Consider the following 24,971-nt stretch of genomic DNA (forward strand, 5'->3'; position numbering starts at 1 on the left):
ATGATCAAGCGAAAAACTTATTGGAAGGACTTAATTCAGTCCTTCACAGGCTCCAAGGGGCGTTTTTTATCCATCTTAACCTTGATGATGTTAGGGTCTCTAGCCTTAGTAGGTCTCAAAGTGACTAGCCCCAACATGGAGGCGACAGCTAATGCTTATTTAACAACTGCTCAAACCTTGGATTTGGCAGTCATGTCTAACTATGGTTTGGATCAAGCAGATCAAGAAGAACTAGGACAGACGCAGGGTGCAGAGGTTGAGTTTGGCTATTTGACAGATGTGACTATGGAAAATGGGCAGGATGCCATTCGGCTGTACTCCAAACCAGAGCGAATTTCAACCTTTCAGCTAAGAGAGGGACGACTTCCGCAGTCAGACAAGGAAATCGCTTTGGCCACTCATTTGCAAGGCCAATACAGCGTGGGACGGGAGATTAGTTTTAAAGAAAAAGAAGAGGGTCATTCCTCTTTAAAAGACCATACTTATACCATTACTGGTTTTGTGGATTCAGCTGAAATCCTCTCCCAGCGAGATATGGGCTACGCAGGAAGTGGAAGTGGGACTCTGACAGCCTATGGGGTGATTTTATCTAGTCAGTTTGATCAGAAAGTCTACAATATAGCTCGTTTGAAATATCAAGATTTAGCAGACTTAAATGCTTTTTCAGAAGCTTATGAAGAAAAATCCAAGCAACATCAGGAAGACCTTGAACAAGCTCTATCAGATAATGGCAAGGCACGTCTGCAACTCTTGAAAAAAGAAGGCCAAGAGTCTCTAGACAAAGGTCAAGAGACCCTTGGCAAGGCTGAGACTAATCTGCAGGAAGGCAAGCGTCGTTTAGTAGCTGCTCAAGCTCGTATACAGGCTCAAGAAAGTCAACTAGCCTTGCTCCCTCAAGCTCAGAGAGAGCAGGCCAGTGCTCAACTTACCCAAGTCAAGCAGGAATTGAACAAGGAAGAGGACAAACTAAAGCAGGCTGAACAAAATCTAGCCCAAGAAAAGGAAAAAATAGAAAAACATCAGCAAGTCTTGGATGATTTAGCTGAGCCCAAGTATCAAGTATATAATCGTCAGACCATGCCTGGCGGTCAAGGCTACCTCATGTACAGTAATGCTTCAGCCAGTATTCGGGCAGTAGGTAATATCTTTCCTGTAGTGCTTTATGCCGTAGCAGCTATGGTGACCTTTACAACTATGACTCGTTTTGTGGATGAAGAGCGAACACATGCAGGGATTTTTAAGGCCTTGGGCTATCGCAGTAAGGATATTATCGCCAAGTTTCTCCTCTACGGTCTAGTAGCTGGGACTGTCGGAACGGCTCTAGGCAGTATCCTTGGCCATTATTTACTAGCCAATGTGATTTCAAGTGTCATTACAAAAGACATGGTGGTGGGAGAAACCCAGATTCAGTTCTATTGGACCTATAGCTTTCTGGCTCTTGTCTTGAGTTGGTTGGCGAGTGTGTTGCCAGCCTACTTGGTAGCTCGTAGGGAACTTCATGATGAAGCAGCCCAGCTTTTACTGCCTAAACCTCCTGTTAAAGGAGTTAAAATCTTACTGGAGCGCATCGGTTTTATTTGGCGCCGTCTCAGTTTTACCCATAAGGTAACAGCCCGTAATATCTTCCGTTATAAACAGCGGATGTTGATGACGATCTTTGGTGTGGCAGGTTCAGTCGCTCTGCTCTTTGCAGGTTTGGGAATCCAATCCTCTGTAGCAGGAGTTCCGTCTAGACAGTTTCAACAAATCCAACAGTATCAGACGATTGTCTCTGAAAATCCTAGTGCGACCAATCAGGACAAGGCAAATCTAGAAGAAGTGTTGAAAGGTCAGGATATTCAAGCCTACCAGAAAATCTATTCAAAAACGCTAGACAAGGATTTCAAAGGTAAGGCGGGTCTTCAGACCATTACCCTTATGATGACAGAGAAGGAGGATTTGACTCCCTTTATTCATCTGCAACATCATCAGCAAGAGTTGACATTAAAAGATGGAGTTGTCATCACAGATAAACTTGCCCAGCTGGCAGGTGTCAAGGTTGGACAGACTCTAGAAATTGAAGGTAAGAAGCTAAAGGTCGCTGCTATTGCTGAGAACTACGTTGGTCACTTTATTTATATGAGTCAGACTGACTATGAGCAACTTTACGGACAGCTACCCCAAGCCAACACTTATCTGGTTTCGCTAAAGGATTCTAGTTCGCCTAGTATCGAAAGACAGGCCGGCTTACTTATGAATCAATCTGCGGTGTCCAGCGTTGTCCAGAATGCTTCAGCCATTCGACTCTTTGACTCCGTCGCTAGCTCACTCAATCAGACCATGACCATCTTGGTCATCGTATCGGTTCTATTGGCTATTGTTATCCTTTACAATCTAACCAACATTAACGTAGCTGAGAGAATCCGTGAACTCTCCACTATCAAGGTTCTCGGTTTTCATAATAATGAAGTCACTTTCTACATTTACCGTGAGACGATTGTGCTGTCCCTTGTGGGAATCGTACTGGGTTTGGTATCTGGTTTCTATTTACACCAATTTTTGATTCAAATGATTTCGCCTGCGACCATTCTCTTTTATCCGCAGGTAGGCTGGGAGGTCTATGTAATCCCAGTGGCAGCAGTAAGCATCATTTTGACCTTGCTTGGTTTCTTTGTCAATTATCATCTGAGAAAGGTTGATATGCTTGAAGCTTTGAAATCTGTAGAGTAAGGTAGTTGTTTTTATCTGATTGAATTTATATTTACTCGTAAACAAAAATCCTCCGTCTTAAAGAGTAGGGAACTCTTTGTGACAGAGGATTTTTTCTATAGGGCTTTAGCAGCTGCAATTGCGGCTTCGAAGTTTGGTTCAGAGTTGATATTATCCACGTATTCAACGTAGCGAATCGTATTGTCCGTATCTAGGACAAAGACTGCGCGTGCCAATAGGTGCCATTCGTTGATTAAGAGGGCGTAATCACGTCCAAAGGAATGGTCGAAATAGTCTGAGAGCATGATGGCATTTTCAATACTTTCAGCACCGCACCAACGTTTTTGGGCAAAAGGTAGGTCCATGGAAACAGTCAAGACGACAGTGTTATCCAGTCCAGCCAGTTCTTCATTAAAACGACGCGTTTGAGTTGAGCAGATACCTGTATCGATAGAAGGCACGACACTCAAGACTTTTTTCTTACCGTCAAAATCTGCTAGAGATTTTTTAGAAAGGTCTGTTGTAGTGAGAGAAAAATCAAGTGCCTTGTCGCCGACTTGTAGTTGTTTACCTGTAAAGCTCACAGGATTTCCGAGAAAAGTTACCATAGGATACTCCAATCTTTTTTCTTTCATTTTAGCTGAAATGGTTGGATTTTTCCAATGATTTGACCGGAAATATGGGCATAGAAAAAACGCCAGCTCACGTGAGAATGACGTTTTTCAGAGGCTTATTTTGCCAATCCTTCAGCAATCTTATCAAGGTTGTATTTCATCATGTTGTAGTAGCTATCGCCTTCTTTACCTTGTTCTGCGATAGAGTCAGTAAAGATTTGTGCGTAGATTGGGATGTTTGTGTCTTGTGAAACAGTCTTCATTGGACGGTCATCCACACTTGATTCTACAAAGAGTGAAGGAACTTTTGTTTGGCGAAGTTTTTCAACCAAGGTCTTGATTTGGTCAGGAGTTCCTTCTTCTTCAGTATTGATTTCCCAGATATAGGCACTTGGGACACCGTAGGCTTTAGAGAAGTATTTGAAGCATCCTTCACTGGTTACGATCAATTTCTTCTCAGCAGGGATGTTGTTAAATTTCTCCTTAGCTTCCTTGTCAAGTTTGTCTAGCTTATCAGTATATTCTTTGAGATTTTTCTCGTAGAATTCCTTGTTGCTAGGGTCTTTAGCGCTTAATTGTTTTGCGATATTCTTAGCAAAAATCATCCCATTTTCAAGGTTGAGCCAAGCGTGTGGATCTTCTTTGCCTTTTTCGTTTTGACCTTCAAGGTAGATAACATCAACGCCTTCGCTGACTGCAAAGTAGTCTTTGTTTTCAGTTTTCTTAGCATTTTCTACCAATTTTGTAAACCAAGCATTGCCACCTGTTTCAAGGTTGATACCGTTATAGAAAATGAGGTCAGCCTCAGAAGTTTTCTTAACGTCTTCAGGAAGTGGTTCGTATTCGTGTGGGTCTTGACCAACAGGAACGATACTGTGAAGATCAATCTTGTCACCAGCAATATTTTTAGTAATATCAGCGATGATTGAGTTTGTAGCAACAACTTTTAGTTTTTGACCAGAAGCTGCATCTTTTTTTCCACTAGCACATGCTACAAGAGCAATGACAGAAAGAAAAAGAACGAGTAATGTACCTAATTTTTTCATTAGATCCTCCAATTTATTGGGGTTTTGCCCCTTATTTTAACAAATGTTTATTTTTCAGTTTCAAATATCGTTGTTTTGGAGCGATAAAGAAGCTAATGAGAAAGAAACTAGCAGCTGTGAGCACGATACTAGAACCTGCCGCAACGTTAAAGCTATAACCGATAAAGAGTCCCAAAACTGAAGCTATCGCTCCAAAGGTTGAGGAAAGGAAAATCATGCTTTTCAGGCTATTAGCATAAAGATAAGCAGTTGCAGCTGGGGTAATCAGCATGGCTACAATCAGGATAGTTCCGACACTTTGCATGGCTGTCACAGACACGAGAGTCAAGAGTACCATGAGAAGGTAGTGATAGAAATTGACAGGCATTCCCATGGCTTTAGCCAAGAGTTCATCAAAGGAAGTTATCAAGAGTTGCTTGAAGAAAATCCAGATTAACAAGAGAATGACTGCCCCAACACCCATAGTAATAAACATATCCGTATCTTGGACGGCCAGGATATTTCCGAAAAGAATATGGAAAAGGTCAGTTGAACTTTTAGCGACACTAATCAAGATGATACCGAGGGCTAAGAAAGAAGAAAAGGTAATGCCGATGGCGGTATCGCTTTTGATAATCGAGTTCCCCTTGATGTAGGTAATGATGATAGCAGCTAGCAATCCAAAGACAATGGCTCCGATAAAGAAGTCAACGCCCAAGATGAAGGAGAGGGCTACACCTGGCAAGACAGCATGTGAAATGGCATCTCCCATGAGTGACATCCCGCGTAGGATGATGAAACATCCTACAGCTCCAGCTACGACCCCGACGACAATGGCTGTTATCAAGGCATTTTGTAAGAAATGGAATTTTTGCAATCCATCGATAAATTCTGCAATCATAGGTCACCTCCATTGAAAAAGAGTCGATTACCGTAAGCTTCTTTGAGATTGGCTTCGGTAAAGGTTTCTTTGGTTGGACCAAAGGCAATCACTTCTCGATTGACAAGCAAGACTTGATCGAAGTAGTGAGGAACCTTGCTGAGGTCGTGGTGGACGATGAGAACCGTCTTCCCAGCTTTTTTCAAATCTCTCAGCGTATTCATGATGATTTCCTCACTGACAGAATCAATCCCAACAAAGGGTTCATCCAAGAGGATATAATCGGCTTCCTGCACCAAACATCTGGCAATCAAAACCCGCTGGAATTGACCTCCAGACAGTTGACTGATTTGCCGTTCAGCATAGTCAGCTAGGCCGACGATTTCAAGGGCTTCCTCTACTTTTCTCCAATGTTTAGAGTTTAAACTATGAAAGAGTGGGATAGAGGGAAATAGTCCTAGCGAGACGCATTCCTTGACCTTGATGGGAAAGTTGTAGTCGATATTGATTTTTTGTTCGACATAGGCAATTCGGTGTAAGGATTTTTTAACTTCCTTGTCATCGAGAAATGCCTGACCTTGATGTGGGATAATTCCCAGCATCCCTTTTAATAATGTTGATTTTCCAGCACCGTTTGGACCAATGATACCGGTAATTGTTGGTCCATGGAGCACTAGTGAAATATCCTTAAGTGCCAACGTTTCTTTGTAGGAGACACTGAGGTTTTCGATACGTATCATAAATTTATATTCCTCCTGTCTCTTAATATACATTAAAAAAAAAATTAAGTCAAGTTAATTTTTAAAAAAATTAAAATAATAACTGAAAAATGATGGCAAGAGAAAGTTCATTTTTAATTGCATTCCCAAGCAATTTTTGTTAAGCTAGCAATAACTTAAAAAAATGAAAGCGAGAACAAGATGACACGTTATCAAGATGATTTTTATGATGCAATCAATGGAGAATGGCAGAAAACAGCAGAAATCCCAGCAGATAAGTCTCAAACTGGAGGTTTTGTTGATTTAGATCAGGAAATTGAAGACTTGATGTTGGCGACAACAGACAAGTGGTTGACAGGTGAAGAGGTGACTGAGGATGCTATCTTGGCAAACTTTGTCAAATACCACCGCCTAGTTCGTGATTTTGACAAGAGAGAAGCTGACGGTATCACTCCTGTCTTACCACTTCTTAAAGAATTTCAAGAATTGGAGACTTTTGCGGATTTTACAGCTAAACTAGCAGAGTTTGAGCTTGCTGGAAAACCAAACTTCCTTCCTTTTGGTGTATCACCAGACTTTATGGATGCCAGAATCAATGTTCTTTGGGCTAGTGCCCCAAGCACAATCCTGCCAGATACGACCTACTATGCTGAAGACCATCCTCAGCGTGAGGAATTGTTGAACCTTTGGAAAGAAAGTACTTCTAATCTCCTTAAAGCCTATGATTTCTCTGATGAAGAAATCGAAGACTTGCTAGAGAAAAGACTAGAATTGGACCGTCGAGTTGCGGCAGTGGTGCTCTCTAATGAAGAAAGTTCAGAGTATGCTAAACTTTACCATCCATATGCTTACGAAGATTTCAAGAAATTTGCGTCTGCCCTACCTTTGGATGACTTTTTCCAAGCCGTTCTTGGACAAGTACCAGACAAGGTTATTGTAGACGAAGAACGTTTCTGGCAAGCAGCAGACCAATTCTATAGTGAAGAGGCCTGGCCTCTCCTCAAGGCAACCTTAATTTTAAGTGTTGTGAATCTCTCAACCAGCTATTTAACAGAAGAAATCCGTGTCTTGTCAGGTGCCTATAGCCGTGCGCTTTCAGGAGTTCCAGAAGCCAAAGACAAGGTCAAGGCAGCTTATCAACTAGCACAAGGTCCTTTCAAACAAGCCTTAGGTCTTTGGTATGCCCATGAAAAATTCTCTCCAGAGGCTAAGGCGGATGTGGAGAAAAAAGTAGCAACTATGATTGATGTCTATAAGGAACGCTTGGCTAAAAATGACTGGCTGACTCCTGAAACTCGTGACAAGGCCATCGTCAAACTCAATGTCATCAAGCCTTATATCGGTTACCCTGAAGAATTACCAGAACGCTATAAGGACAAGGTAGTGGATGAAACGGCTAGTCTTTTTGACAATGCTCTTGCCTTTGCGCGTGTGGAAATCAAGCACAGTTGGAGCAAGTGGAATCAGCCTGTCGACTACAAGGAATGGGGTATGCCTGCTCATATGGTCAATGCCTACTACAATCCACAGAAGAACCTGATTGTCTTCCCAGCAGCTATCTTACAGGCACCTTTCTATGACTTGCATCAGTCATCTTCTGCTAACTACGGTGGTATTGGTGCGGTTATTGCCCATGAAATTTCCCACGCTTTTGATACCAACGGAGCTTCCTTTGATGAAAATGGTAGCCTCAAGGATTGGTGGACAGAGAGCGACTATGCTGCCTTCAAGGAGAAAACACAAAAAGTTATCGACCAGTTTGATGGACAGGATTCTTATGGTGCAACCATCAACGGTAAATTGACGGTATCAGAAAACGTGGCTGACTTGGGAGGAATCGCTGCAGCGCTTGAAGCAGCCAAGCGAGAACCAGACTTCTCAGCAGAAGAGTTCTTCCATAACTTCGGTCGCATCTGGCGCATGAAAGGTCGTCCAGAATTTATGAAACTCTTGGCTAGCGTTGATGTGCACGCGCCAGCCAAACTCCGTGTCAATGTACAAGTACCAAACTTCGATGATTTCTTTACAACCTATGATGTCAAAGAAGGAGACGGTATGTGGCGTTCGCCAGAGGAGCGCGTGATTATTTGGTAAGGCAAAAAATCTAGTCATCAGAAAAAGGCATTCAATCAGGTGTGAAAACCTTGACTGGATGCCTTTTATAGTGGAAAGACTGTTGGATAATGTACTTAAAATGCGATAGTCATTGTCACCATCTTGTTAGAAAAAAGGATTGAAAGTTTTTTCATGAGCAATAGTAGTAGCTGGACCATGTCCTGGATAGACATCGTAGTTTGGTAGGGTGAAGAGTTGAGTCTGGATACTATGGAGGAGTTGTTCCATGCTACCAGTCGGAAGGTCCGTTCGTCCGATAGTTTCACGGAACAGGGCATCACCTGTCAAGACTAGGTGAGCATCAGGAAATACTAGGGAAACACCACCGATAGAATGTCCTGGTGTTGGCAAGACAGTGAAACGAAATTCCTCTAGCTGGTATTCTTCGTGAAAGATAAAAGTGTGCTCAGCCGGTTTTGCGACTACATCTTCCATATCATCGTGACGAGGAAGCCCAGAGAGATTATCGACGGGAGTATAGAGCCAGCTGGCTTCACTCTCTGCAATATAGACCGGAGGATTGCCAAAAGTTTCGCGAACCAAGTCCAGACTCATGATATGGTCATAATGGGCGTGGGTAAGGAGAATAGCGCAGATCGGTTTGTTGATGTTCTCTATTGTCTGACGAATGGCTTCCCAATGACTACCAGGATCGACGACGATGAGGTGTTTTTCACCTTCCAGGTAATAGGTGTTTTCATAGGCAACAGGATTCACGGTTTTATGGATTTTCATATTAGCTCCAATCTCAAAGAATGTACTAAGATAAGTATAGCACAGTTAGGGAGAATAGGTAAGGATTTAGAATGAACTTAAAAACCAGCATGACTAGAGGAAGACAGGCTGGTTATCAATTTATCAATATTGGAGAGGTGTCAATTGCCCTTCATAGGTTGCATAAACTCCGTCATTAGCTTGTTTGATAGACGTGATGTTTAGAGTGCCACCGTAGTTGGCTTCTCGTTTATCGCTATATTCACTATAAGTTATTCTATTGGGCAGGTTCTGGTCGTTAGCATAGTATTGAACGACTGTTTTTTTATAGCCTTGCTGGCTGAATAGAAACAGGCAACTAACTCCTAATACTAGGAGAGCAAAGATAGAAATAGCAGTTTTTTTCATAGGTGTTCTCCTTATAAACTAAAGGATAAAAGAAAGTCTCTTGAGGATTTTAATTCCAAAATCCAGTCAAGGTACCAGTGTATGTGACACGAGTTCCACCGTTTGATCTTCGTACACTATCTATTTCAAGTGTTCCTTTGAAGGTTGAATGGAAACCATCATTATATTCTGAATAGTAGATAGTTGGTGGGATGTAACCATCATCGTTATAGTATTTTGTTACTGTTTTACTATAACTATGAGAATATATACGCTCATAACGAGGGCCTTCAAAGTTATTTGTTGTATTGGTTTCAGCAGCATTGATCGGAACGGCAATAGATAGAGCAGTAGCTCCTAATAGTGTTAGTACAATTTTTTTCATAGGATACTCCTTTGTAAAATCATGTCATTCAAATATATTTACTTGAATGAAGAAGTAATAAGCATAGGGAGTTAAATTATATTTAGATTACAATATGGTTTCCGTTCTTCTATCTCTCCTTCTATCACCTAAATAGAAAATCTAACTGTATAACATATTATAAAAAAACATTTCAGAATTGTCAAGCAATTCTGAAATATTTTTTTCTTATTCTGTTCCAATCTAGTTTTCATATTCTTAAAAAAGTGATAAAATGGTAGGAAGAATTGGAGAGTAGAGATGCCAAAAGAAGTGAATTTAACAGGCGAAGAAGTTGTCGCTTTAACCAAAGAATATTTAACGGAAGAGGATGTCCATTTTGTCCATAAGGCCTTGGTCTATGCGGTGGAATGCCATAGTGGTCAATACCGCAAATCAGGCGAGCCTTATATCATTCATCCTATCCAAGTGGCAGGTATTTTAGCCAAACTTAAGCTAGATGCTGTAACGGTAGCTTGTGGTTTCTTGCATGATGTGGTGGAAGATACTGATGCGACCTTGGACGATTTGGAAAGAGAGTTTGGTCCTGATGTGCGGGTAATCGTAGATGGGGTTACCAAGCTTGGTAAGGTCAAGTACAAGTCTCACGAGGAGCAGTTGGCTGAAAACCATCGCAAGATGCTCATGGCCATGTCTGAGGACATCCGTGTTATCTTGGTCAAACTGTCTGACCGCTTGCACAATATGCGGACCCTGAAACATCTTCGAAAAGACAAGCAGGAGCGTATTTCCAAAGAAACCATGGAAATCTATGCCCCACTTGCCCATCGTTTGGGTATTTCCAGTGTCAAATGGGAATTGGAAGACCTATCTTTCCGTTACCTCAATCCAACGGAGTTTTACAAGATTACCCATATGATGAAGGAAAAGCGTAGGGAGCGTGAGGCCTTGGTGGATGAGGTGGTCACAAAATTAGAGGAATATACGACGGATCATCACTTGAGAGGGAAGATTTATGGTCGTCCCAAGCATATTTACTCTATTTTCCGCAAAATGCAGGATAAGAGAAAACGTTTTGAGGAAATCTATGACCTGATTGCCATTCGCTGTATTTTAGATACCCAAAGTGATGTTTATGCCATGCTTGGTTATGTGCATGAGCTTTGGAAACCCATGCCTGGTCGTTTCAAAGACTATATTGCTAACCGCAAGGCCAATGGTTATCAGTCTATCCATACGACTGTTTATGGACCAAAAGGGCCGATCGAATTCCAAATTCGGACCAAGGCCATGCATGAGGTGGCTGAGTACGGGGTTGCGGCTCACTGGGCTTATAAGAAAGGCGTTAAGGGGCAGGTCAACAGCAAGGAATCAGCTATTGGGATGAACTGGATCAAGGAGATGATGGAGCTCCAAGACCAGGCTGATGATGCCAAGGAATTTGTGGATTCAGTTAAGGAAAATTATCTGGCTGAGGAGATTTACGTCTTTACCCCAGATGGAGCTGTCCGTTCTCTTCCCAAAGATTCAGGACCGATTGATTTTGCCTACGAAATCCATACCAAGGTCGGTGAAAAAGCAACTGGTGCCAAAGTCAATGGCCGTATGGTTCCACTGACAACCAAGCTCAAGACAGGGGATCAGGTTGAAATTGTCACCAACCCCAACTCCTTTGGACCAAGTCGTGACTGGCTCAATATGGTTAAGACCAGCAAGGCGCGTAACAAGATTCGCCAGTTCTTTAAAAATCAAGATAAGGAATTGTCTGTCAACAAGGGGCGTGAAATGTTGATGGCCCAGTTCCAAGAAAACGGCTATGTGGCTAATAAATTCATGGACAAGCGCCATATGGATCAAGTTCTGCAAAAGACTAGCTACAAGACAGAAGAATCTCTCTTTGCGGCTATTGGTTTTGGCGAAATCGGTGCTATTACGGTCTTTAACCGTCTGACTGAAAAGGAACGCCGTGAGGAAGAACGTGCCAAGGCCAAAGCGGAGGCAGAAGAACTTGTCAAAGGTGGCGAGATCAAGGTTGAAAATAAAGAAACCCTCAAGGTCAAGCATGAGGGTGGTGTGGTCATTGAAGGTGCCTCAGGTCTCCTAGTGCGGATTGCCAAGTGTTGTAATCCTGTTCCTGGTGACGATATTGTCGGCTATATCACCAAGGGTCGTGGTGTGGCTATTCACCGTGTGGACTGTATGAACCTGCGTGCTCAAGAAAACTACGAGCAACGCCTTCTTGATGTGGAGTGGGAAGACCAGTACTCTAGCTCAAATAAGGAGTATATGGCCCATATCGATATTTACGGCCTCAACCGTACAGGACTGTTGAACGATGTACTACAAGTTCTTTCAAACACAACCAAGAATATATCAACAGTCAACGCTCAACCAACCAAGGATATGAAGTTTGCTAATATCCATGTGTCCTTCGGTATTGCCAACCTCTCTACATTGACCACGGTCGTGGACAAGATTAAGAGTGTGCCAGAAGTTTACTCTGTTAAACGGACCAATGGCTAATTGTCCTAGCTCTTACTAGAAAGGCTATTATGAAAATCATTATCCAACGGGTTAAAAAAGCCCAAGTGAGTATCGAAGGTCAGGTTCAGGGAAAAATCAATCAGGGACTCTTATTGCTGGTTGGTGTTGGACCAGAGGACCAAGAGGAAGATTTGGACTATGCTGTGAGAAAACTGGTCAATATGCGGATTTTTTCAGACGCAGAAGGCAAGATGAACCTGTCTGTCAAAGATATTGAAGGAGAAATCCTCTCTATTTCTCAGTTTACCCTCTTTGCGGATACTAAGAAAGGAAATCGTCCAGCCTTTACAGGCGCAGCCAAGCCTGATATGGCATCAGACTTCTATGATGCTTTCAATCAAAAATTAGCGCAAGAAGTACCCGTTCAGACAGGGATCTTTGGAGCGGATATGCAGGTTGAGCTGGTCAATGACGGACCAGTCACCATTATCCTTGATACTAAAAATAGATAAGAAAGACCAAGCCCAGCTGGCTTGGTTTTTCTTATCTATCATAAAATATTCCAAAATGAAATCGGTTCTTGATAGGCCTTGGGGAAATCTTGTTTCAGGCTTTGGCAGATGCGATAGGAAGGGACGAGATGTCCTAGGATGAGGAGAGTTCCCTGAAGGAAAAGTGGGATACCCCTTACAATCAGCAAGGAGAGAATGATCAGGCTATCCCATAGGAGGATTTGTAAGGCAAAACGCCAGAATCTCGGTCTAATCTGGGAATAAAGGTGACTAAAGTGGTCACAAAGTTGGTTGGAAAGATAGGTCAATAGCACAGGATGAAAGAAAATGAGCCAACCGCTATAAATCAACATCCAATCCCAAGTAAGTCCCTCTTTAAATGTCAAAAATGCCAGCATAATTCCATCGATGATAAGGAGTTGAATGGTTTTGATGGAGATGATTTTTTTCATGATAACCCCTCCTTTTCCTTAGAGACACTCCCATAAAGAGATATGTTTGCCGTAAAAGTCTGGATAGTTGTCTCTTAGGTAGTCGGCCGTCATATAATATAAAGTAGAATGGCAAGCAGTGATGATTGGCATAAGAGAGAGAAAACGCTGAGAACTAACGAAGGTTAAAAGGACAAAAAATAGAAAATCAATGGAGAGAATCCCTAAATAGTAGAAGCGAATCTTTTTATTGATTTTAGGATAAATCTCAGCGAATTGATGTTTGAGTCGGACAACCAAGCGAAATAACAGGAGTCCTTGAGTAAGGAGGAAAATAAAACCAGATAGCAAGAGCCACTCCAAAGATGTCTCGGGTCTTTTGTTAAAAAATGCGAATAGTAGCAAATCGATGACTGCAATTGCTGTAAAATGGATTCTAAAGAGTTTTTTCATAAGATGACCTCCCTCTTTTATCTAACTTCATTCTACTCCAAAAGAATGGGAGTTACAAGTAAAATGATAAAAATAGCAGAAGGGAGATTCTCTTAAGTCGACTTGTTTTTTTATTTAAGTTTTCTTCTATTATCTTACTTCTTCATCATTCCAGACAAATAAAGCTCCGATTGCATTGAGGATATAAAAGATGTATTTTCCGATATTGGCAAAATTTCCTTGAATACCAGCTTTTGTCAGCTGAACGAAATTGTAAATCAACCAAAAGCCCCACTGAGTTGTCAGTTTCAATGCATTCAAAGCATTGGCAATGAGGGAGAGTGCAAAGGCAATAGTTGTTACGTAGGCCAGGAGATTCATCTTGCCCCCATAGCCGATATAGTTGGTCGCAAAGGCAAATAGGAAGGCGATGATTGAAATGATGATGGCTGCCAATTTTAGCTGTTTTTGGCTCATTTGGTTGGGTCTGCCTTCTTGCGAAACTTCCCATTTCTTAATAGCAAAGGTATAAATGAGGAAGGTGACAGGATAGGTGATAATGGCCGCCTTATTTCCAAGGATATAATCAATAGCACCGGACAAAATGGTATTAACAATACCAAAGTAATTTCCCCATTTGCTTAATTTCCCCGTGAAACGAGTGGACAACATGGAAATCCCAACGTTGGTTACGGAAATCAATCCAAAGGGTACAAGAGCTGTCCATGGTCCCCAGTCTACGAATTTGTCGAGACGGGAGTTGAGGTAACCAGATGCAATTGCAATCCCAACGACCAGAGCAACTCCAAAGAGGTCAAACCATTTAGATGTAGCAAAAATTTTTAGTGATTTTTTCATAGTTTAAACTATCTTTCTTTTTTTTTACAAATATTCTACAATTAAATGAAAGCAAAATCAAATGATAGAAATAAAACCCTGAAAATAAAACTTTCAGGGTTGGTTGGGGGACTTGAGAAATTAGTTGATTTTCTCGACATAGAGTTGTTTTGCAATGTCCATATTCACTTGTAAATCCTCGTCTTTACTAAGGATAGTAAAGGTGTTACTGAAGCCATCAAACTGCTTGACTTGGAGCGGGTCACCGATGTGAAGTGAGTGCTTATCCAGATAATGGAGAATGTCAAAACTATCGTGCACACGAGTCAGGCGGTAGGCGCCAGCTTCCTTGATATCAGCTAGTGGCAGGTTATTGATTTCAACTAAGAGTTCTCCCTTGACAGGAATAGTTCCTCCATGAGGACAGGTCTTGGGAAATCCTAGCAATTTATCCAGTCTTTCCACGAACAGGTCAGAGACAGTATGTTCCAAGACCTCAGCTTCCTCGTGAATCTGGTCACTTGTATAGTCTAAATGATGGACTAGAAAAACTTCAATCAAGCGATGCTTACGATAGAGCTCAGAGACCAATTTGAGGCCGAGGTCAGTCAGTAGATAGCCACATTCCTTGTCCTTAAGGATGAGGTTTTCGCTCTTCATCCGTTTAATCATTTCAGTTACGGCAGGGGGAGAGACTTGCATGCGAGCCGCAATTTCCTTGTTGGTGATTTTATGCAAATCTATGCCAATTTCATAAATACATTTTAGATAGTCTTCTTTATTCGGGGTCATTCGCTTCCTCTTGTCTAATATCTATATCTAGTATATCAAAAAAAGCTAGATTTCTCTAGCTGTGACTTTTTATGTTATACTTATTGCAAGAGAAAAAACGAGGAGATGGATATGACGAAAATAGCTCTTCTTTCAGATATTCATGGTAATACCACTGCTTTAGAGGCAGTTTTAGCAGATGCGCGGCAGCTAGGAGTGGATGAATACTGGCTTTTGGGAGACATTCTCATGCCAGGGACAGGGCGTAGAAGGATTTTGGACTTGTTGGTTGAACTACCGATTACGGCTAGAGTTTTGGGAAACTGGGAAGACAGTTTGTGGCATGGTGTCCGCAAGGAATTGGATAGTACTCGTCCCAGTCAACGCTATCTCTTGCGCCAGTGTCAGTATGTTTTAGAGGAAATTTCCCTAGAAGAAATTGAACTGCTCCACAATCAACCTCTCCAGATTCATCGTCAGTTTGGGGATTTGACGGTGGGAATTAGCCATCATCTTCCTGATAAGAACTGGGGGAGAGAGTTGATTCACACTGGAGAACAAGAGGATTTTGACCGCTTGGTGACCAATCCGCCTTGTGATATTGCTGTCTATGGTCATATCCACCAGCAGTTGCTTCGTTACGGGACTGGTGGGCAATTGATTGTCAATCCAGGTTCGATTGGGCAACCTTTCTTTCTAGATGCCCAGTTGCGGAAGGACTTACGGGCCCAGTATATGATTTTGGAGTTTGATGACAAGGGCTTGGTAGATATGGACTTCCGACGGGTGGACTACGATGTGGCAGCTGAATTGCAGCTAGCTAAAGACCTCAAACTTCCCTATTTTGAGGTTTACTATGAAAGTCTGGTCAATGGTATCCACCATACTCATCATCAGGAATTTCTGAGAGGATTGGCCCAGAAAGAGGGCTATGATAGGGAATTAGATGCTTGGTTGAAAAGTGGTAATAATTGACATTACAACCAAAAAGGGTATAATAAAAGAAAGAGAAGAGTAGAGGTAGGCTAGCCTCGTAAAAAGGAGAAGAGTATGCAAATTCCAAGTAGATTTACCATTGCGACTCATATGCTGATAATTATTGCCCTCGAGGGGAAGGAAAGCAAGGTGACCAGTGATTTTCTGGCTGCTAGTGTTGGGGTTAACCCTGTCATTATCAGAAAAACCTTGTCCCAGTTGAAGAAGGCAGAGCTGATATCAGTAGCGCGTGGAACAGGGGGGACAGAGATTGTCAAAGATCTCAAAGATATTAGTCTTTTAGATGTTTATCAGGCGGTTGAGTGTCTTGGTAAGACAGGCCAACTTTTTAGTTTCCATGACAATCCAAATCCAAATTGCCCAGTCGGAGCTCATATTCATGAGGTTTTGGATCAAAAATTGGAGAGAATTCAGCTGGCTATGGAGACTGAACTTGGTCAGACCAACCTAGAACAAGTCGTGGCCGATGCAGAAAGTCAGATGAAGGAGTAAGAGGGATAGATGCCCTCTTTTTCTCTTTAGATAATTATGATAAAATGTAGTTATTAAAGGAGGAAGAAATGTATCTCGTTATAGGAATTGTATTAGCCTTTATAGTGTCATTTTGGAAGGATAATAGAAGTTTGTGGAATCCAGTATTATTCTTATTATCCCTCATTTCCAGTTATTTTTATCTAGGCTACCTTTTTTATCAAAATGGGTATGAGAAGATTCATTTCGCTTTTTTTATATTTCCCTTTATTTTACTTCCTTTTTTGCTTTTTCTAAGTGGCATCTTTCTAATCTATAATGGGGTCATTTTGTTGAAGCGAGAGGGACGTTCAAAGGCTAATTATCTCTCCATGCTCCTTGGAATAGTCATTTTGCTATTTTTTGCTTTGATGTCATTTCGATTGGGAGGACGACATGAATTATTTTACACCAATCACTTTCTAAATATTTTATTTGTATTCATTTTCTACTCTTATTTTATTTTTGGCTTTGCTTTTACGGGTTTTATGCTGTACTCTATCTTGTATCTCTTTATTCCTAAGAAGAAGCATTATGATTTTATTATCATTCATGGTGCAGGTTTGTTAGACGGAGAAAAGGTAACACCTTTGCTGAAGAAGAGAATTGATAAGGCAGTAGAAGCTTACTACAAGTCTAAAAATTCTAACATAAAAATTATTGCCAGCGGTGGTCAAGGAGGAGATGAGAAGATTTCTGAAGCGCAGGCTATTACAAACTATCTGCTTGAAGAGACAGATGTTCCCCAAGATGCGATTATTCTGGAGGATCAATCAAGGACTACCTATGAGAACCTTCTCTTTTCTAAGGAACTTGGCGAGAAACTGGTAGCCAAACCTCAATTTCTCTTTGTAACAAATGACTATCATGTTTTTCGTACCAGTACCTATGCGCGTAAGTTAAATATGAAGGGAGATGGCCTCGGATGTAGGACGGCAGGCTACTACATACCATCTGCTTTTATTCGGGAGTACGTAGCGCTCTGTGTTAAGATGAAATGGCTTTTCCTTGCCTTTTATGTCCTGCTATCAGTCCTCATTTTGATAGCCTACAAAGGGATTATTTGGTAGTTAGATTTTATTTAAAAAGACTTAGAATGCACATGAAAGTATGTATTCTAGGTCTTTTGTTTTGTATACATTTAATTTTCAAGAGTATTATCTATTCTTCCAGGCTTGGTAACGGGTATCAATCAATAATTGGGTAAGGCGACCCATAGTTTTCCTTTCTTCTGGAGTGAGGGATTGAGCTTGGACAAAGAGATGATGAATGTGTTCAAGCGCCTTTAAGGAAGACAGGTCATTGATGGAGCTAATCCCAGCATCTAGAATGGTGCCAAAGAAGAGGTCGAAGTAGAGCTGGAGTTCCTCGTCAGGGACTGTGGCCACCCACTCCTTGAAGGTTGTGTCGACTTGTTGGCTATCACTGTTGGTCTTATCCAGTTGGACGAAGCGTTTGTCCTCAATCTGCCAACTAAAGGTATCGTGCTGGGCGATACCACCTAAGGCAGTACTGTGCACGATGATTTGGCGGTTAGGAATTTCCATCATCATACCGATAATGGATCCTTGAGGGATGAAGACCTTGGTTCTATCCATTATCCTTTGATAGCCCTCGGTTTGTGTCAGTTCTTTGTGGAGACCAGGCGCATCAAAGGTATAAACTGCTGTGATTTGATTTTGTAAGCTTTGCTCAATTTGACTAGCAGCATAGATGGCTAGATTTCCTCCCTTGGAATGCCCGGCCAGAATGACCTTTTGCTTAGGATGTTGGACAAGAAAGTTCTTTAAATAGCGAAGGGCGTGCTTTTGAGCAGGAATTTCCTTCATATAGGTTAGGTGGAAATCTTCCTTCCAGCCAATGATACTGTCATCTGTCCCACGAAAGACAATCAGATAGGTGTCGAGAGTGAGGCGGTAGGTCATAGCCGCAAATTGTTTTTGCAGTTCAGGGTCGATGTCATTAATAAAATGGGAGAGTTTGCAATTTTTGAAGCGCTTGTGTTGAGCTAGTTCATCTAATAGCTGGAGGCGATTTTTGCTGGTCAACATGTTAGATTCTCTTGGGACCTGAGGTGCCAGGTCTAAAAGTCGCATAGGAGTTGTGGAGACCAAATTATCAAAGGAGAGGTAGGTGATTTCTGTTAAGGCTAGAATGTCTAACTCATTTAAAGGAAGATCGTAAAAGGAATCGTGTGCGACATCTTTCAGGTAGTCAAAAATATTGGTCATAAGAACTCCTTTCTTTTTATTTATCTTATCAAATTTCCCTTAAATTAGCTAGTAGGATTGCCTCATTTTGTTGCCTAAAAACAAGCTGCTTCAAATTCAGTTTCAGATCTTCTAGCATTGAAAAATCTGTTATAATAATAGCAAAGGAGAATCAGATGCACAAGATTTTATTAGTAGAAGATGATCAGGTTATTCGTCAACAAGTCGGAAAAATGCTCTCTGAATGGGGATTTGAAGTGGTTCTGGTAGAAGACTTTATGGAAGTTTTGAGTCTTTTTGTCCAGTCGGAGCCTCATCTGGTCCTCATGGATATTGGATTGCCCTTGTTTAATGGCTATCACTGGTGTCAGGAAATCCGCAAGATTTCCAAGGTGCCTATCATGTTTCTGTCTTCGAGAGACCAGGCTATGGATATTGTCATGGCAATCAATATGGGGGCGGATGACTTTGTGACCAAGCCTTTTGACCAGCAGGTTCTTTTAGCCAAGGTTCAGGGCTTGTTGCGTCGTTCCTATGAGTTTGGGCGTGACGAGAGTTTACTGGAATATGCCGGTGTTATCCTCAATACCAAATCAATGGATGTACATTATCAAGGGCAAGTCTTGAACTTGACCAAGAACGAATTCCAGATTTTACGCGTGTTGTTTGAGCATGCAGGTAATATCGTAGCGCGTGACGACCTGATGCGAGAACTTTGGAACAGTGACTTTTTCATTGATGATAATACTCTCTCTGTCAATGTGGCTCGTTTGCGTAAAAAGTTGGAAGAGCAGGGCTTGATTGGATTTATCGAGACCAAGAAAGGAATAGGGTACGGATTAAAGCATGCTTGATTGGAAACAATTTTTTCTAGCCTATCTGCGCTCCCGTAGTCGTCTGTTTGTCTATCTGCTTGCTTTAGCATTTCTAGTTTTGCTCTTTCAGTTTTTATTTGCCAGTTTGGGAATTTACTTTCTCTACTTTTTCCTCTTGTGTTGCTTTGTAACCATTTTATTTTTCGCTTGGGACATATTGGTAGAAATGCAGGTATATCGTCAGGAAATTCTCTATGGGGAGAGGGAAGCTCAGTCTCCTTTGGAAAGAGTTTTAGCAGAAAAATTAGAAGCGCGTGAGATGGAACTTTATCAGCAGAGATCAGATTCAGAAAGAAAACTGACGGATTTACTGGATTACTATACCTTGTGGGTCCATCAGATTAAGACCCCCATTGCAGCCAGTCAACTCTTAGTTGCAGAAGTAGCCGACCGCCAACTGAAGCAGCAATTAGAACAGGAAATTTTCAAGATTGATTCCTATACCAATCTAGTTTTACAGTACCTGCGTTTAGAAAGTTTCCATGATGATTTGGTCTTGAAGCAGGTGCAAATTGAGGACTTGGTCAAGGAAATAATTCGTAAATATGCTCTTTTCTTTATTCAAAAAGGCCTAAATGTCAACCTATATGACCTTGATAAAGAAATTGTGACGGATAAGAAGTGGTTACTAGTGGTCATTGAACAAATTATCTCAAATAGTCTCAAGTACACCAAGGAAGGTGGTCTGGAGATTTATATGGAAGGCCAGGAACTCTGTATCAAGGATACGGGAATCGGGATAAAAAACAGTGATGTCCTCCGAGTCTTTGAACGCGGTTTCTCAGGATATAATGGACGCCTGACCCAGCAGTCATCTGGACTTGGCCTCTATCTATCTAAGAAAATTTCTGAAGAACTGGGGCACCAGATTCGTATCGAGTCTGAGGTTGGAAAAGGAACGATAGTGCGGATTCAGTTTGCTCAAGTAAACTTAGTCCTTGAGTGAGAAGAGACAATGAGTTTTTACCCAATCTCTTTTTGCTATATTTCAGGATATTTGAAGACTGTTTTTTACAAAACCAATAATAGAATTTTTAATACGGAATATAGTATAAATACTGGTTCAAAGTGAAGTTTTGTATGCTTTATACTTTTGTTGAGTATAAAATCTATAAACTAAGGGTGAATTACAAAAATTAATTTGAGATGAAGTGAATTGTAGACTTGGGAAATGTCTCCTATTCGATTTCAGAATGAATCGTTGATACAGGATTAAAAGAACTGCAGCTTTCTTTTTATTTTGAATGAGATAGGTGTATATAGATTTATGTAACTGGTGTAGAACTGTTTCCAAGAATTTATTGAATGTATCGAATACACACATTCTATTGATTTTGAACCAGTTTTTAATTTCTAAATATTATAATAGTTTTATCAAGTAAAAGGAGACTGCCATGATTGGAGACAATATAAAATTCTTACGAAAATCACATAATCTGATATAACCAGAATTTTCACGGATTGTGGGTGTGTCACGAAATAGCCTAAATCGTTAGAAAAACTGAAAAAGCTTACTTTCAATAGAAGTATTGGAAATATTCATTTTACATCTATCAAAGAAACATGGGATAGACCTATATTTTACAAAATAGCAAATTATATTTTGAATGATAGTAAAAACTGCAGTACTTGTGTGATTTACAATTATTGCACTCAATGTCCGAGTATCGGACTATCTGAAATAGGGAATAGTAGAGATTGTTCTGCGATATGTAAAAAAACGCATTAGCAAGGAGTATCGTATATGCTACCATATCTTAAAACTATTAGATGGTATCTCTTCTTTAATTTTCTTTTTGGTGTAGTATCGAATATCTGCACAGCTTTGTTACCGTATTTCACGCAGGCATTAATCAAAGGGGATTATCAAGTAGCTCTATATGGTTACTCTATGTCAGTGGCTGGCTATTTGAGTTGTAACTATATCCAAATGATACTTGATTGGAAGCAGGGGATTATCTTTTCGACTACTTTGAAAAATGAGTGGTTTCGTTCACTTCTGGGACTCAGTCACCACGATTTCAAGCAGAAAACAGTAGCAGAGTATATTTCCTATCAATCTAATGACCTAGATTCGTTGGAAAAGGATTACCTTCCTCCATTGATGAGTTTTATCAAACAAATTTTACGTATCATCATTTACGCTTTCATTATTAGCAGAACAATTAATCCTATTGTATCACTGATTTTAATCTTTTCTACTGGAATTAGTATTCAAATTCCTAAAATCGTTGGGAAGTTGACCGCTAATCGTAGACAGGTTTACTTGAAAAAACAAGGAGATTACTATCGAACTTTGGAGGATTTGCTCATGGGACATCATTTGGTAAATAAACTAACTATGTCGCATTTTTTGAATCAACAAAAGAGTTCTCTAAAGAATTTGCAGGATAAGTATTTTAAGTATGGTTTGACAAAAATTACAGGCATCTTATTGACAGGTGTTTCTTTTGAATTCATTAGTCTTGTTCTGTTTATTTATTTAGCCTACTCTCTATCTCACCAGCAACTCGGTATTCCTGAGGTGGTGGCGAGTTTCGGATATATTAATGCTTTTTCTGAACCAATACAGGAAATCCTTTATGATTTACAAATGTTAGAGTCCGTAAAGCCTGTAATCAAGAGTTTTCAAAACATTGTTGGGAGACCCGTTTCAGTTCAAGCACCTCAACATTCTTTTGATACGATTACTTTGAAAAACATTTCCAAACAACTGGGAGAATCAAAATTGATAATTACTTCCGCTACGATTCAAAAAGGGGATAAAATTGCGCTTATTGGTAAGAATGGGTCTGGAAAAAGTAGTCTTCTCAACATTTTAAATGGAACAGATGAAGATTTTGAAGGACAAATTGTGCTAGATGGGCTTGTTTTGGACCATCTTTGGGGAAGATTCGGTATGATTCTGCAACAAGAACATACATTTATTTCGAGTTATGAAAATAATGTAACGCTATTCAATAGTTTCAATGAAAAATTCAGAGAAGAAGATTTTGAAAAAATTCCACCACAATCCCTGTCAGGTGGTCAGCAACAACGAATGTATTTAAATCGTGAGAAAAATCGTAAAAATCCATTGCTTATCCTAGACGAACCTTTCTCTGCCTTGGATACTAATCAGTTTAAAATGGAATTGGAAAGAGTTCTGGAACTACCAAGTGCCGTCATTGTTACTTTACATCGCCAAAACGAATTATTAAGTAAGTTTGACCAAGTTTGGGAAATTAAGAATGGAGAACTTGTAATTTTGAAATAGCTAAATTATAAAGAATAAAACGCATAGTATCAAGGTTCAGGAGATACCGTTTTTCCTTCTTCGGATAAGGAAACAAAAATTTCTTGCTTCATCTATCTATTCAATTGATAGATTTCTTCGAAGAAAGACTGTAAAATTTTTGATATAATGTTAAGGATGGACTGACGGATATTTAAAGGATAATTTTCAAAAGAATAACAGGTGAGAAGAAAAATATGTAAGATTGGACAGAAGTCTCTCTACCATCATCCATGCAGAAACAAAATTATACGAAATAAAAGGAGTAACCAATGACTGGAAACTATTCAACACGTGAATACCGTGAGAAATTATATGATGATCTTCATGTTCGATTAAGAGATACAGTGATTTTGATGTGTGCGATTTTTATTGCCTCTATTGGCCTAAATATGAATTCAACAGCTGTCATTATTGGAGCCATGCTGATTTCCCCTCTTATGACACCGATTGTTGGACTGGGGTTTGGTGATGGAGATCATGTCCTATCTTCACTTTGATTATTGGAAAAAAACGGCTCGGTCAGGAGCTAGTATGAATAAGGAGAACAAATGAAACGTTTAAAAATGTTATGGCATATTATGCAGGTTACGGGTTTTACTCGGTTTGCTCTGAGTTTTGTGACCTTTGTTTTTGGGTCAGGAGGGGTGCTTTTCCTAGTTGAACCTGCTATCACAAATTACGGAGACGGTCTTTGGTATGCTTTTGTGACTTCGACGACTGTCGGCTACGGGGATCTCCTAGCTGTGACCTTGATTGGAAGGATTACCAGTGTCTTCTTGACGATTTATGGGCTCATATTTTTTGGCTGTTTATCAGCTGTTATTTTTAATTATTATACCAATTTAAATAAGGAAAGAGGAGAGGACAAATGACTGCCAATTATTCAACACGGGAATACCGTGAGAAATTATACGATGACCTTCATGTTCGATTGAGAGATACAGCGATTTTGATGTGTGCAATTTTTATTGCCTCTATCGGACTAAATATGAATTCAACAGCTGTCATTATAGGAGCCATGTTGATTTCACCTCTCATGACACCGATTGTTGGACTGGGATTCGGTTTAGCTATTTTTGATACGCGTTTAATCAAGCAATCTCTAGAGGTTTTATTGACTCAAGTGTTGGTCAGTTTGCTTGTCTCGACTCTGTATTTCTGGATTTCTCCCTTGTCTTATGCAAGTAGCGAGTTGATTGCACGAACCTCTCCAACCATTTGGGATGTCCTCATTGCTATTGCTGGTGGGATTGCTGGTGTGATCGGTTCAAGGAAAAAAGAAGCAAACAATATCGTGCCAGGAGTAGCCATTGCTACAGCTCTGATGCCGCCTATCTGTACTGCTGGCTATGGTTTAGCTAATGGGAATGTACGATTTTTATTGGGGGCTCTCTATCTTTTCTTGATCAACTGTGTCTTTATCATGCTAGCCAACATTGTTGGAACAAGAATTTTGATGAGAAAATCTCCTTTAACTTCATTTAAAGAGCTGAGCATTAAAATGAGAATTGGCTTGATATCTTTGATTGTATTGTTGATTCTTCCAGCTAGCTATTCGGCAGTTACTCTGACAATAGAACAAGCGCGCAAAGAAGGGATCAAACAGTTTGTAGGAAAAGAGTTCGCCAATTATACGGTTATTAATCAAGTCTACAAGTCAAGTAACAATGAATTGGTCTTGACGGTTGTTGGAGATCCGATTTCAGAAGAAGAATTAGAAACACTCCACCAAAAACAAGCCTCTTACGGTATTCAATCTGTTCAATTGAAAGTGAATCAAGTTCAGAACTCGCCAACATTAGATAGTGAAGCGACCAAGGAATTTTATGAAAACATTGACAAGTATATTGATCAAAAACTCTCTGAAAAAGATTCACAAAAAGATCTCGTAAAAGAAAATGAAGCAGACAAGGATTGAGGATATTGACCTTATCTAACTCATGAAAGCAAATCTTGTGTGGTGGTTTGGTCAATCACTACTAGCTCGGATTAAATAATACTCTTCGAAAATCAAATTCAAACCACGTCAGCGTCGCCTTACCGTACTCAAGTACAGCTTGCGGCTAGCTTCCTAGTTTGCTTTTTGATTTTCATTGAGTAAAAATATAAAAAGCAACAGCTGAAATAGTT

General features: G+C 40.4%; 25 protein-coding genes and 1 pseudogene. 13 read left to right on the top strand and 13 right to left on the bottom strand.

From position 1 onward, the window contains the following. On the top strand, positions 1–2,709 hold the full coding sequence (locus ACLNCV_RS05275; protein ID WP_424844944.1) for an FtsX-like permease family protein: 2,709 nt from the start codon (positions 1–3) through the stop codon (positions 2,707–2,709). Between the two features lie 95 nt (positions 2,710–2,804). Here the strand turns inward: ACLNCV_RS05275 and tpx are convergent, their stop codons facing one another. The 4 genes from tpx to ACLNCV_RS05295 form a co-directional block, all read right to left on the bottom strand. Further along, on the bottom strand, positions 2,805–3,296 hold the full coding sequence (gene tpx / locus ACLNCV_RS05280; protein ID WP_424844945.1) for a thiol peroxidase: 492 nt from the start codon (positions 3,294–3,296) through the stop codon (positions 2,805–2,807). Between the two features lie 122 nt (positions 3,297–3,418). Beyond that, positions 3,419–4,348: a metal ABC transporter substrate-binding lipoprotein/adhesin PsaA gene (psaA, locus tag ACLNCV_RS05285; RefSeq protein WP_125455043.1), complete on the bottom strand. Its 930-nt coding sequence runs from the start codon at positions 4,346–4,348 to the stop codon at positions 3,419–3,421. Positions 4,349–4,379: 31 nt separating this feature from the next. Beyond that, positions 4,380–5,228, bottom strand: coding sequence for a metal ABC transporter permease (locus tag ACLNCV_RS05290; protein ID WP_049500957.1), 849 nt, complete (start codon positions 5,226–5,228; stop codon positions 4,380–4,382). Further along, positions 5,225–5,947: a metal ABC transporter ATP-binding protein gene (locus tag ACLNCV_RS05295; protein WP_424844946.1), complete on the bottom strand. Its 723-nt coding sequence runs from the start codon at positions 5,945–5,947 to the stop codon at positions 5,225–5,227. The genes ACLNCV_RS05290 and ACLNCV_RS05295 overlap by 4 nt, the downstream gene beginning before the upstream one ends. Positions 5,948–6,127: 180 nt before the next feature. On the opposite strand from ACLNCV_RS05295, the gene pepO reads away from it, so the two are divergent. Continuing rightward, positions 6,128–8,020 carry an endopeptidase PepO gene (gene pepO / locus ACLNCV_RS05300; RefSeq protein WP_424844947.1) on the top strand — a complete coding sequence of 631 codons (1,893 nt, stop codon included), beginning with the start codon at positions 6,128–6,130 and terminating at the stop codon, positions 8,018–8,020. A 126-nt stretch (positions 8,021–8,146) separates the two neighbouring features. Here the strand turns inward: pepO and ACLNCV_RS05305 are convergent, their stop codons facing one another. The 4 genes from ACLNCV_RS05305 to ACLNCV_RS05320 form a co-directional block, all read right to left on the bottom strand. Next, positions 8,147–8,776 (bottom strand): MBL fold metallo-hydrolase, encoded by a 630-nt coding sequence (locus ACLNCV_RS05305; RefSeq protein ID WP_045611185.1) that lies wholly within the window; start codon positions 8,774–8,776, stop codon positions 8,147–8,149. 123 nt (positions 8,777–8,899) lie between these two features. Further along, positions 8,900–9,148: a hypothetical protein gene (locus ACLNCV_RS05310; RefSeq protein WP_424844954.1), complete on the bottom strand. Its 249-nt coding sequence runs from the start codon at positions 9,146–9,148 to the stop codon at positions 8,900–8,902. A gap of 64 nt (positions 9,149–9,212) precedes the next feature. After that, positions 9,213–9,527, bottom strand: coding sequence for a hypothetical protein (locus ACLNCV_RS05315; RefSeq protein WP_101782547.1), 315 nt, complete (start codon positions 9,525–9,527; stop codon positions 9,213–9,215). A 128-nt stretch (positions 9,528–9,655) separates the two neighbouring features. After that, entirely contained in the window at positions 9,656–9,856 is a 201-nt protein-coding gene (locus ACLNCV_RS05320) for a bacteriorhodopsin (RefSeq protein ID WP_424844949.1), read from the bottom strand. On the opposite strand from ACLNCV_RS05320, the gene ACLNCV_RS05325 reads away from it, so the two are divergent. Beyond that, positions 9,807–12,029 (top strand): bifunctional (p)ppGpp synthetase/guanosine-3',5'-bis(diphosphate) 3'-pyrophosphohydrolase, encoded by a 2,223-nt coding sequence (locus ACLNCV_RS05325; protein ID WP_261126266.1) that lies wholly within the window; start codon positions 9,807–9,809, stop codon positions 12,027–12,029. The two genes, ACLNCV_RS05320 and ACLNCV_RS05325, sit on opposite strands and share 50 nt — an antisense overlap. A 29-nt stretch (positions 12,030–12,058) precedes the next feature. Continuing rightward, a complete protein-coding gene (dtd, locus tag ACLNCV_RS05330) occupies positions 12,059–12,502 on the top strand; it encodes a D-aminoacyl-tRNA deacylase (RefSeq protein WP_000691419.1) in 444 nt (147 codons plus the stop codon). Positions 12,503–12,540: 38 nt separating this feature from the next. Here dtd and ACLNCV_RS05335 read toward each other — a convergent pair whose 3' ends face one another. The 4 genes from ACLNCV_RS05335 to ACLNCV_RS05350 all read right to left on the bottom strand — a co-directional run bounded on the left by ACLNCV_RS05335 (position 12,541) and on the right by ACLNCV_RS05350 (position 14,994). Beyond that, positions 12,541–12,954, bottom strand: a complete 414-nt coding sequence (locus ACLNCV_RS05335; protein ID WP_024057131.1) for a hypothetical protein — start codon at positions 12,952–12,954, stop codon at positions 12,541–12,543. An 18-nt stretch (positions 12,955–12,972) separates the two neighbouring features. Next, entirely contained in the window at positions 12,973–13,386 is a 414-nt protein-coding gene (locus tag ACLNCV_RS05340) for a hypothetical protein (protein ID WP_153208917.1), read from the bottom strand. Positions 13,387–13,515: 129 nt separating this feature from the next. After that, a complete protein-coding gene (locus ACLNCV_RS05345; protein WP_261011806.1) occupies positions 13,516–14,223 on the bottom strand; it encodes a nicotinamide mononucleotide transporter family protein in 708 nt (235 codons plus the stop codon). A gap of 120 nt (positions 14,224–14,343) precedes the next feature. Next, on the bottom strand, positions 14,344–14,994 hold the full coding sequence (locus ACLNCV_RS05350; RefSeq protein WP_261126268.1) for a metal-dependent transcriptional regulator: 651 nt from the start codon (positions 14,992–14,994) through the stop codon (positions 14,344–14,346). Positions 14,995–15,105: 111 nt separating this feature from the next. Between ACLNCV_RS05350 and ACLNCV_RS05355 the strand changes: the two genes are divergently transcribed. The 3 genes from ACLNCV_RS05355 to ACLNCV_RS05365 all read left to right on the top strand — a co-directional run bounded on the left by ACLNCV_RS05355 (position 15,106) and on the right by ACLNCV_RS05365 (position 17,549). After that, complete coding sequence (locus tag ACLNCV_RS05355) at positions 15,106–15,948, top strand: metallophosphoesterase family protein (protein WP_261126269.1); 843 nt, start codon at positions 15,106–15,108, stop codon at positions 15,946–15,948. A 75-nt stretch (positions 15,949–16,023) separates the two neighbouring features. Continuing rightward, positions 16,024–16,461 carry an Rrf2 family transcriptional regulator gene (locus ACLNCV_RS05360; protein ID WP_261126270.1) on the top strand — a complete coding sequence of 146 codons (438 nt, stop codon included), beginning with the start codon at positions 16,024–16,026 and terminating at the stop codon, positions 16,459–16,461. Between the two features lie 68 nt (positions 16,462–16,529). Continuing rightward, the gene (locus ACLNCV_RS05365) at positions 16,530–17,549 is read left to right on the top strand and encodes a YdcF family protein (RefSeq protein WP_004255616.1); all 1,020 of its coding nucleotides are present in this window, start codon (positions 16,530–16,532) and stop codon (positions 17,547–17,549) included. An 87-nt stretch (positions 17,550–17,636) separates the two neighbouring features. Here ACLNCV_RS05365 and ACLNCV_RS05370 read toward each other — a convergent pair whose 3' ends face one another. Beyond that, the gene (locus ACLNCV_RS05370; RefSeq protein WP_004255618.1) at positions 17,637–18,710 is read right to left on the bottom strand and encodes a DUF2974 domain-containing protein; all 1,074 of its coding nucleotides are present in this window, start codon (positions 18,708–18,710) and stop codon (positions 17,637–17,639) included. Positions 18,711–18,865: 155 nt separating this feature from the next. Here ACLNCV_RS05370 and ACLNCV_RS05375 point away from each other — a divergent pair, with 155 nt between their 5' ends. The 6 genes and pseudogenes from ACLNCV_RS05375 (at position 18,866) to ACLNCV_RS05400 (ending at position 24,759) form a co-directional block, all read left to right on the top strand. After that, entirely contained in the window at positions 18,866–19,543 is a 678-nt protein-coding gene (locus tag ACLNCV_RS05375; RefSeq protein ID WP_049551323.1) for a response regulator transcription factor, read from the top strand. Next, positions 19,536–20,510 carry a sensor histidine kinase gene (locus ACLNCV_RS05380; protein WP_049551324.1) on the top strand — a complete coding sequence of 325 codons (975 nt, stop codon included), beginning with the start codon at positions 19,536–19,538 and terminating at the stop codon, positions 20,508–20,510. Before ACLNCV_RS05375 ends, ACLNCV_RS05380 begins: the two co-directional genes overlap by 8 nt. 798 nt (positions 20,511–21,308) lie before the next feature. After that, on the top strand, positions 21,309–22,820 hold the full coding sequence (locus ACLNCV_RS05385; protein WP_004242726.1) for an ATP-binding cassette domain-containing protein: 1,512 nt from the start codon (positions 21,309–21,311) through the stop codon (positions 22,818–22,820). Positions 22,821–23,110: 290 nt separating this feature from the next. After that, positions 23,111–23,308, top strand: a pseudogene (locus ACLNCV_RS05390) (DUF389 domain-containing protein); the annotation flags it as partial. Between the two features lie 81 nt (positions 23,309–23,389). Further along, positions 23,390–23,713, top strand: a complete 324-nt coding sequence (locus tag ACLNCV_RS05395; protein WP_000825751.1) for a potassium channel family protein — start codon at positions 23,390–23,392, stop codon at positions 23,711–23,713. Next, positions 23,710–24,759 (top strand): DUF389 domain-containing protein, encoded by a 1,050-nt coding sequence (locus ACLNCV_RS05400; RefSeq protein WP_049516469.1) that lies wholly within the window; start codon positions 23,710–23,712, stop codon positions 24,757–24,759. The genes ACLNCV_RS05395 and ACLNCV_RS05400 overlap by 4 nt, the downstream gene beginning before the upstream one ends. Positions 24,760–24,971 lie beyond the last annotated feature (212 nt).

It is taken from the genome of Streptococcus sp. CL5.50, from assembly GCF_049738015.1.
Taxonomy (GTDB): domain Bacteria; phylum Bacillota; class Bacilli; order Lactobacillales; family Streptococcaceae; genus Streptococcus; species Streptococcus mitis_CA.